Annotated in this window: 7 protein-coding genes; 5 read left to right on the forward strand and 2 right to left on the reverse strand. The window is 42.1% G+C overall.

Annotation, left to right across the window (positions count from 1 at the left end):
* Together GMD6S_RS07495 and GMD6S_RS07500 are read right to left on the reverse strand one after the other, a co-directional pair.
* On the reverse strand, positions 1–2,528 hold a 2,528-nt coding region (locus tag GMD6S_RS07495; RefSeq protein ID WP_000764173.1), incomplete at its 3' end, for a family 20 glycosylhydrolase.
* Between the two features lie 302 nt (positions 2,529–2,830).
* Positions 2,831–3,547 carry a GntR family transcriptional regulator gene (locus GMD6S_RS07500; RefSeq protein ID WP_001007181.1) on the reverse strand — a complete coding sequence of 239 codons (717 nt, stop codon included), beginning with the start codon at positions 3,545–3,547 and terminating at the stop codon, positions 2,831–2,833.
* 322 nt (positions 3,548–3,869) lie between these two features.
* Here GMD6S_RS07500 and GMD6S_RS07505 point away from each other — a divergent pair, with 322 nt between their 5' ends.
* From GMD6S_RS07505 to GMD6S_RS07525, 5 genes are read left to right on the forward strand one after another with little or no spacing between them, the layout of a single operon-like run.
* On the forward strand, positions 3,870–5,657 hold the full coding sequence (locus tag GMD6S_RS07505; RefSeq protein WP_000196618.1) for a glycoside hydrolase family 35 protein: 1,788 nt from the start codon (positions 3,870–3,872) through the stop codon (positions 5,655–5,657).
* Positions 5,654–6,130, forward strand: a complete 477-nt coding sequence (locus GMD6S_RS07510) for a PTS sugar transporter subunit IIB (RefSeq protein WP_000156968.1) — start codon at positions 5,654–5,656, stop codon at positions 6,128–6,130. Before GMD6S_RS07505 ends, GMD6S_RS07510 begins: the two co-directional genes overlap by 4 nt.
* A gap of 26 nt (positions 6,131–6,156) precedes the next feature.
* A complete protein-coding gene (locus GMD6S_RS07515) occupies positions 6,157–7,062 on the forward strand; it encodes a PTS mannose/fructose/sorbose/N-acetylgalactosamine transporter subunit IIC (RefSeq protein ID WP_000616990.1) in 906 nt (301 codons plus the stop codon).
* Positions 7,049–7,870, forward strand: a complete 822-nt coding sequence (locus GMD6S_RS07520; RefSeq protein ID WP_000185287.1) for a PTS system mannose/fructose/sorbose family transporter subunit IID — start codon at positions 7,049–7,051, stop codon at positions 7,868–7,870. The genes GMD6S_RS07515 and GMD6S_RS07520 overlap by 14 nt, the downstream gene beginning before the upstream one ends.
* A 3-nt stretch (positions 7,871–7,873) precedes the next feature.
* Positions 7,874–8,278 carry a PTS sugar transporter subunit IIA gene (locus tag GMD6S_RS07525; protein WP_000045701.1) on the forward strand — a complete coding sequence of 135 codons (405 nt, stop codon included), beginning with the start codon at positions 7,874–7,876 and terminating at the stop codon, positions 8,276–8,278.
* Positions 8,279–8,420: the final 142 nt, after the last annotated feature.

An 8,420-nucleotide genomic window follows, 5' to 3' on the forward strand; every position in this document is an offset into this window, starting at 1 on the left:
TAAGAGATGATGACATCCTTGTCAAACTCAACATCATCCTTGTCCTCGTAGTAGAAACCATCGTTGAAGGCCATCGGTTGAAGGCCTCTTTCTTTAGCCATAGCAGCAAGAGTGTTGGCATATTCAGCAAACTTGCCATAGAGTCCATACCATTTGAGGTAGTACCAACCTTGAGCGTTGGTAACGTCATTAGCGTATTCGTCTGTACCGTAGTTAAAGATCTTAGTCTTGCCTGCAAAGAAGTCCATGTACTTGCCGATAAGGGCTTTTGTAAAGTTCATCGCTTCTTCATTTTCAAGGTCCATGGTTGTTTTAGAGACCTTGTCAAAGTTGGCTTGAGGGTTTGCGATACCTAATTTTTCCATAGCGACAAGCATGGCATCCATGTGACCTGGGCTGTTGATCGCTGGGATGAGTCCAATCCCTTTTGATTTTGCGTACTCAATCAATTCAGTGATTTCAGTCTGACTAAGAGTGGTTCCGTTTGGATCATCGTAGTAAGCTTTTGTTCCTTCAATGATGGCATTTTTGACATCGTCACTTGCATAAGTTTTTCCGTTAGCAGTGATAGTCATGTCATCAAGTAGGAAGCGAAGTCCGTCATTTCCTAGGAGGAGATGCACATCAGAATATCCAAGTTCACTAGCTTTATCAATGATACGTTTGAGTTGTTCAGCTGAGAAGTACTTACGTCCAGCGTCAATTGAGATCACCTTGTTCTTGGCAAGTTTTTCAACTTCGCGTTTCGCGTCTTCCTCTTTTTGAGCTTCTGGTGTGAATGTTAGGTTGCTGACAGCTTCTTGGAGTTTTGCAATTGCTTGGTCAATGGTGTCTTGTTGGGCACGACTGAGGTTGCTATCGAGTGAGCGAATGGCTTTTTCAGCTTCTTTGACAGCCGCGACACTTTCTGCAGTATAGCGGTTAAGGTCTGTTGGGACTTCTTTCAGAGCTTGCTCAGCAGACTCATAGTCGGCAGCAAAGTATTCAGCATTGGCATTTGCGAAGCTACGCATGAGTTTGAAGAGGCGTGATGGTGAATAGCGTGCAGATGGGGTATCCGCCCAAGCAGCTACCATACCCCCGATGAACGGGATAGTAGCTCCATCAGATTTTGGTACAGAAGTGATTGGAGTGTTCTTGATACCATTGAGTCCTTGGTCGAGGTTGTACCATCCTTGGCCATCGGCATTTCGTCCGAGGACGTAGTACCAAGCATCGTTGGTATTAAGGATTTGGTGGCCTTTTTCAACTAGAAGTTTAGAAGAAGCGACGTCGTATCCGCCCCATCCACCAGTCCACATAGAAACGATGATATCTTTGTCAAAGGTTCCAAAGCTAGTGTCGCTATTATAGTAGATACCATCGTTAAAGGCCATTGGTTTGAGGCCGTGAGATTTGACGATGCGAGCAAGGTCGTTTGCGTAGGCGATAAATTTGTCATAACCCTTATCTGGGAAGCCATCTTCGGGATACCACTTGTAGGCTTGAAGAACGCTCCAGCCTTTGGCGTTTGTAGCATCATTGGCGTACTCGTCTAGTCCGATATTGAAGATGTCAGATTTGCCAGCGAAGTAAGCAGCATACTTGTCGATCAGAGCTTTGGTAAATGCAACAGCCTCCTTGTTATCAAGGTCAACGGTACGAGCAGATTCCTTACCAAAGTAGTTGAAGTTCGGTTTTTGGATGCCTAGTTCTTTCATGGCATGCAAAATCGCATCCATGTGACCAGGGCTGTTTACAGTTGGAATGAGGCCAATACCTTTATTTTTAGCGTAGTTGATCAAGTCCGTCATCTGACTTTCTGTCAAATGGTTGCCGTTTGGATCCTTGTAGTAGGCATCAGTTCCGTTTTCGAGTGCACGTTTGACATCGTCGCTTGCATAGGTTTTGCCATTCGCTTTGATCGTCATGTCGTCCAACATAAAACGCATGCCGTCATTTCCAACTAGTAGATGAAGATCAGTATAGCCGTAGTGTTTGGCTTTGTCGATGATTTCTTTGAGTTGCTCTGGAGAGAAATACTTGCGTCCAGCGTCGATTGAGATCATTTTTCGTTTTGCCAGTTTTTCATTTACCTGAGCTGCTCGTTCCGTGCTAGGAGTGGCTACTGCAGGTGTGACGGCTTCATTTTTCTTTTCTGAAGAAGTGCTTTCAGCAGGAGTTTCAGCTGGGGCAGGGCTTTCTTTCTCGGCAGTAGGAGTTGGAGTAGCATTATCTGTCACAACTGGTGCGCTTGACTCTTCTGTTTTTGGAGCAACTGTTCGAGGAACCTCCTGGTCTTCTTTGACCTCCTCTTTTACAGGTTTGTCAGCCTTTTCTTCCAGTTTTTCTGGAACCTTGGAGTCTACAGCTTCTTTGACTGCTTGTGGACTCTCCTGAATTGTTTGGACAGTTTCTTCAGCTGTCGGAGCTGGAGTAATCCCGTCGGCAGATACGACTTGAGCGCTAAAAGCAAATCCTATCAGTACAGAAGCTGCCCCAACCGCGTATTTACGGATGGAGAAGCGCTGTTTCTTTTCTAGTTTCATGACAAAACCTCCTTGTTATTATCATATATGATAGCGTTTACATAAAACCAATTTTATTTTATTATCTAAGGAGTAAAATGTCAAGTGGGTTTATATAAGAACTATAATAAATAGAGGAAATCATAAGATTTAGGAGAAATTTGCTAATGAGGGATAAAACAGAGGAAAAACCAAATGAAAATTTACCTTGTTTTTAGTAAAAATGCTACTAATTAAATAAGAGCCCTTCATAGCGTTTTCCCAACTTCTTTCTCGTGCTATAATGAATATAGAAAAAGCCTAAGCTAGGCTCAGGCTTTTTCTTAATGACCTCGGTTACATGAGATGAATTTGATTTTGTAGTAGTCTGCTCGCTTATAAGTTTCACTATAGGCAAGGACTTGGCCAGTGGCCTCAAGTTTTGTAGTCTTCGTTTGGAAGACAGTTGGGAATTGTGTATCGATTCCGAGTACAGAAGCAGCATGCTCTGGAGTTGGGAATGCGATTTCGTTGATTTCCTCAAAATGTTCATCACTCATGTGAATGCGGTAATCCAATTTGAAACGTGTATAGATAGAGCTATAATAGTCAAGATTTGGATAGTTGGCATTGATGTATTGCTCAGGAATATAAGATGTGTGGTAGATGTATGTCACATCGTTTGTCTGACGAATACGTTCAATCTTATAGTAGAATTGATCTCCACGTAGTCCAAGTTTATCTAAATATTCAAGTTTGTTTCCGCGTTCGATAGAAAGGACAGTAACTTTGTCGTCTTTTGTTTCAAAGATTTCAACATCTGAAAACTCAACGAGTTTGTGCTTACGGGCACGTGAAACGAAAGTTCCTTTACCTTGTTGACGGACAATATAGCCGTCTTTTGCAAGGTCATTCAAAGCACGAACAACGGTGATCGAACTAACATCGTACATCGCAATCAATTCTGCTTCTGTATAAAATTTATCTCCACTCGCAAATTGACCTGAGATGATTTTGTTTTTTAATTCATCTTTAATATATTGGTATTTTGGAATAGCCATAATTTCACCTCGATTCTCTTTCTCCTACCTTGATTCTACCACAAATACTGAGAAAATAGTAGTATTAAGGTAAAAAAAAATTAAAATAATCGACTAAAGATGTTATGTTACATGTAAAAAATTTCATTTTCTAGCCTTGTGAATTATCATACATAAAAAAACGACTTTCATGCGATTTTTTGATAATTTCGGTAAACGGTAAGTAAAAAAATAGAAAAATTTTAAAGAATTTTCTAAAACCTATTGACAAATGCAAAAGATTTGATTATATTTAATATTATAATAAATGAAAGCGCAAACTTAATTCGTCAGAGGTAATAACATGACCAGATTTAAAATTGAGGACGATTTCTATTTAGACGGAAAACCGTTCAAGATTTTGTCCGGCGCCATTCATTATTTTAGGATTCCAGCAGAGGATTGGTATCATTCTCTCTATAACTTAAAGGCGCTTGGCTTTAATACAGTCGAGACCTATGTGGCTTGGAATTTACACGAACCTGTTGAAGGGGAGTTTGATTTTGAAGGTGCCAGAAATTTGGAGAGATTTCTTCAAATTGCACAAGATCTAGGTCTCTATGCCATTGTACGCCCGTCTCCATTTATCTGTGCGGAATGGGAATTTGGTGGCTTGCCGGCTTGGCTCTTGACAAAGGACATGCGAATTCGCTCGTCCGACCCGGCCTACATCGAGGCTGTTGCTCGCTATTATGACCAATTATTGCCAAGGCTTGTGCCTCGCTTGTTGGATAATGGTGGAAACATTCTTATGATGCAAGTCGAAAATGAATATGGCTCTTATGGAGAAGATAAGTCTTATCTACGAGCAATTCGAAAATTGATGGAAGACCGAGGGATTGATTGCCCACTCTTTACTTCAGATGGCCCATGGAGGGCTACTCTGAAAGCCGGAACCTTGATCGAAGACGACCTCTTTGTGACAGGAAACTTCGGCTCTAAAGCTCCGTACAACTTTTCACAGATGCAGGAATTCTTTGATGAGCATGGCAAGAAATGGCCCCTCATGTGTATGGAATTCTGGGATGGTTGGTTCAACCGTTGGAAAGAACCCATCATCACACGGGATCCTAAAGAATTGGCAGAAGCTGTTCGAGAGGTATTGGAGCAAGGCTCTATCAACCTTTACATGTTCCATGGTGGAACAAACTTTGGTTTCATGAATGGTTGCTCGGCTCGAGGAACTCTGGATTTGCCACAAGTCACATCATACGACTATGATGCCCTTCTCGATGAAGAAGGAAATCCAACTGCTAAATACTTAGCAGTCAAGAAGATGATGGCAACCCACTTCCCAGATTATCCACAGTTGGAACCACTCTATAAGGAAAGCATGGAGATAGGGTCCATTCCATTGGTCGAAAAAGTTTCCTTGTTTGAAACTCTGGATAGTCTCTCTAGTCCTACTGAAAGCCTCTATCCAAAAGCGATGGAAGAACTTGGTCAAAGTTATGGCTACCTTCTCTACCGCAATGAGGCAAGTTGGGATGCAGAAGAAGAACGTCTCCGTATCATCGATGGACGTGACCGAGCTCAGCTCTTTGTAGATGGTCAATGGATTGCTACTCAATACCAGACAGAGATAGGTGAAGATATCTACTGTCAGGGCAATCGAGAAGGCTTTTCAGAAATTGACATCTTGATCGAAAATATGGGGCGTGTCAACTACGGTCATAAGTTCTTGGCAGATACGCAACGTAAAGGAATTCGTACAGGTGTCTGCAAGGATCTACATTTCTTACTGAATTGGAAACAATATCCACTGCCACTGGATAATCCTGAGAAAATTGATTTTTCAAAAGGATGGACAGAAGGACAGCCAGCCTTTTACGCTTTCGACTTTACGGTCGAAGAGCCGAAGGATACCTACTTAGACTTGTCTGAGTTTGGTAAGGGAGTTGCCTTTGTCAACGGGCGTCACTTAGGACGTTTCTGGAACGTCGGCCCGACCCTCTCACTTTATATCCCTCATAGCTATCTCAAGGAAGGTGCTAACCGCATCATCATCTTTGAAACTGAGGGCGAATATAAAGAAGAGATTCATTTAACTCGTAAACCTACACTAAAACACATAAAGGGGGAAAACTTATGACAATTGTAGGATGCCGTATCGATGGACGTTTGATCCACGGTCAAGTAGCCAATCTTTGGGCTGGAAAACTAAATGTTTCACGCATTATGGTTGTAGACGACGAAGTTGTTAACAACGATATTGAAAAGAGTGGTTTGAAACTTGCGACACCACCAGGTGTGAAACTCAGTATCTTGCCAGTTGAGAAAGCAGCAGCAAATATCCTTGCTGGTAAATACGATAGCCAACGTCTCTTTATCGTTGCACGTAAACCAGACCGTTTCCTTGGTTTGGTCGAAGCAGGTGTTCCGCTTGAAACACTCAACGTCGGCAATATGTCTCAAACACCAGAAACTCGCTCTATCACACGTTCTATCAACGTGGTAGACAAGGATGTGGAAGATTTCCACAAACTAGCAGAAAAAGGTGTGAAACTCACTGCTCAAATGGTTCCAAATGATCCAGTTTCAGACTTTTTGAGCTTATTAAAATAGGAAAAAATTTTTAGGAGGTCATTGTTATGATACAATGGTGGCAAATTTTACTTCTCACTTTGTACTCAGCTTATCAAATCTGTGATGAGTTGACAATCGTTTCATCTGCAGGTTCCCCTGTATTCGCTGGTTTCATTACTGGTTTGATCATGGGAGATGTGACAACTGGTTTGTTTATCGGTGGTAGCTTGCAGTTGTTCGTTCTCGGGGTTGGTACCTTTGGTGGTGCTTCTCGTATCGACGCAACTTCTGGTGCGGTTCTTGCAACAGCATTCTCTATCTCTCAAGGTATTGATACAGATCTTGCGATTACAACAATCGCTGTACCAGTAGCAGCACTTTTGACATACTTCGACGTTCTTGGACGTATGACAACTACTTTCTTTGCACACCGTATTGATGCTGCGATCGAACGCTTTGACTACAAAGGTATCGAACGCAACTACCTACTTGGTGCGATTCCATGGGCTCTTTCTCGTGCCCTTCCAGTATTCTTCGCCCTTGCTTTCGGTGGAGAATTCGTACAAGGTGTTGTAAACCTTGTTAAAGAATACCAATGGGTTGCAGACGGTTTGACTCTTGCAGGTCGTATGCTTCCAGGTCTTGGATTCGCTATCTTGCTTCGTTACCTTCCAGTTAAACGTAACCTTCACTACCTTGCTATGGGATTCGGTTTGACAGCTATGTTGACTGTTCTTTACTCAAACGTAACAAGTCTTGGTGGAGCAGTTGCTGGAATCATTGGCACTCTTCCTGCTGAAGTTGCTGAAAAAATTGGCTTTGTTAACAACTTCAAAGGATTGTCTATGATCGGTATCTCTATCGTGGGTATCTTCCTTGCAGTTGTTCACTTCAAGAACAGCCAAAAAGTTGCTGTAGCAGCACCTTCTACACCATCAGAAAGTGGGGAAATCGAAGATGACGAATTCTAATTACAAACTAACAAAAGAAGATTTTAATCAAATCAACAAACGTAGCTTGTTTACTTTCCAATTAGGTTGGAACTACGAACGTATGCAAGCTTCTGGTTACCTTTACATGATCTTGCCACAATTGCGTAAAATGTATGGGGATGGAACTCCTGAATTGAAAGAAATGATGAAAGTTCATACTCAATTCTTCAATACTTCACCATTCTTCCACACTATTATCGCTGGTTTTGACCTTGCCATGGAAGAAAAAGATGGTGTGGGTTCAAAAGATGCCGTTAACGGTATCAAGACAGGTTTGATGGGACCATTCGCTCCTCTTGGAGATACTATCTTTGGTTCACTTGTACCTGCTATCATGGGATCTATCGCAGCAACTATGGCGATCGCTGGCCAACCATGGGGTATCTTCCTTTGGATCGCAGTTGCAGTTGCATATGACATCTTCCGTTGGAAACAATTGGAATTTGCCTACAAAGAAGGGGTTAACCTTATCAACAACATGCAAAGTACTTTGACAGCTTTGATTGATGCTGCATCTGTACTTGGTGTCTTCATGATGGGTGCTCTTGTAGCAACAATGATCAACTTTGAGATTTCTTACAAATTGCCAATCGGTGAAAAGATGATTGACTTCCAAGACATCTTGAACTCAATCTTCCCACGCTTGCTTCCAGCAATCTTTACTGCCTTTATCTTCTGGTTGCTTGGTAAGAAAGGTATGAACTCTACTAAAGCGATCGGTATCATTATCGTTCTTGCAGTAGGTCTTTCATTCATCGGTAAATTCTTGCTTGGAATGGGCGCATAATTTATGAGTAAATCATTAATTTTGGTGAGTCATGGTCGTTTCTGTGAAGAACTTAAAGGTAGCACAGAAATGATCATGGGTCCACAAGACAACATTCATGCAGTGGCTCTTCTTCCAGAAGATGGTCCAGAAGAATTTACTGCAAAATTTGAAGCTACTATCGAAGGATTGGATGATTTCCTAGTCTTTGCGGACCTTCTCGGTGGTACACCATGTAACGTGGTAAGCCGTTTGATCATGGAAGGTCGCGACATTGAACTCTACGCAGGGATGAATCTTCCAATGGTGATTGAATTTATCAATGCAAGCCTTACAGGTGCAGATGCGGATTATAAGAGCCGTGCTGCAGAAAGCATTGTAAAAGTCAACGACCTGTTAGCGGGCTTCGATGATGACGAAGATGAATAATACTCTTCGAAAATCAAATTCAAACTACGTCAGCGTCGCCTTGCCGTATATATGTTACTGACTTCGTCAGTCTTATCCGGCAACCTCAAAGCAGTGCTTTGAGCAACCTGCGGCTAGCTTCCTAGTTTGCTCTTTGATTTTC

It is taken from the genome of Streptococcus sp. GMD6S (genome assembly GCF_000297015.1).

Coding starts and splice junctions, on each gene's coding strand:
- GMD6S_RS07505 (WP_000196618.1), top strand. CDS start 3,870: ATGACCAGATTTAAAATTGAGGACGATTTCTATTTAGACGGAAAACCG.
- GMD6S_RS07520 (WP_000185287.1), top strand. CDS start 7,049: ATGACGAATTCTAATTACAAACTAACAAAAGAAGATTTTAATCAAATC.
- GMD6S_RS07500 (WP_001007181.1), bottom strand. CDS start 3,547: ATGGCTATTCCAAAATACCAATATATTAAAGATGAATTAAAAAACAAA.
- GMD6S_RS07525 (WP_000045701.1), top strand. CDS start 7,874: ATGAGTAAATCATTAATTTTGGTGAGTCATGGTCGTTTCTGTGAAGAA.
- GMD6S_RS07510 (WP_000156968.1), top strand. CDS start 5,654: ATGACAATTGTAGGATGCCGTATCGATGGACGTTTGATCCACGGTCAA.
- GMD6S_RS07515 (WP_000616990.1), top strand. CDS start 6,157: ATGATACAATGGTGGCAAATTTTACTTCTCACTTTGTACTCAGCTTAT.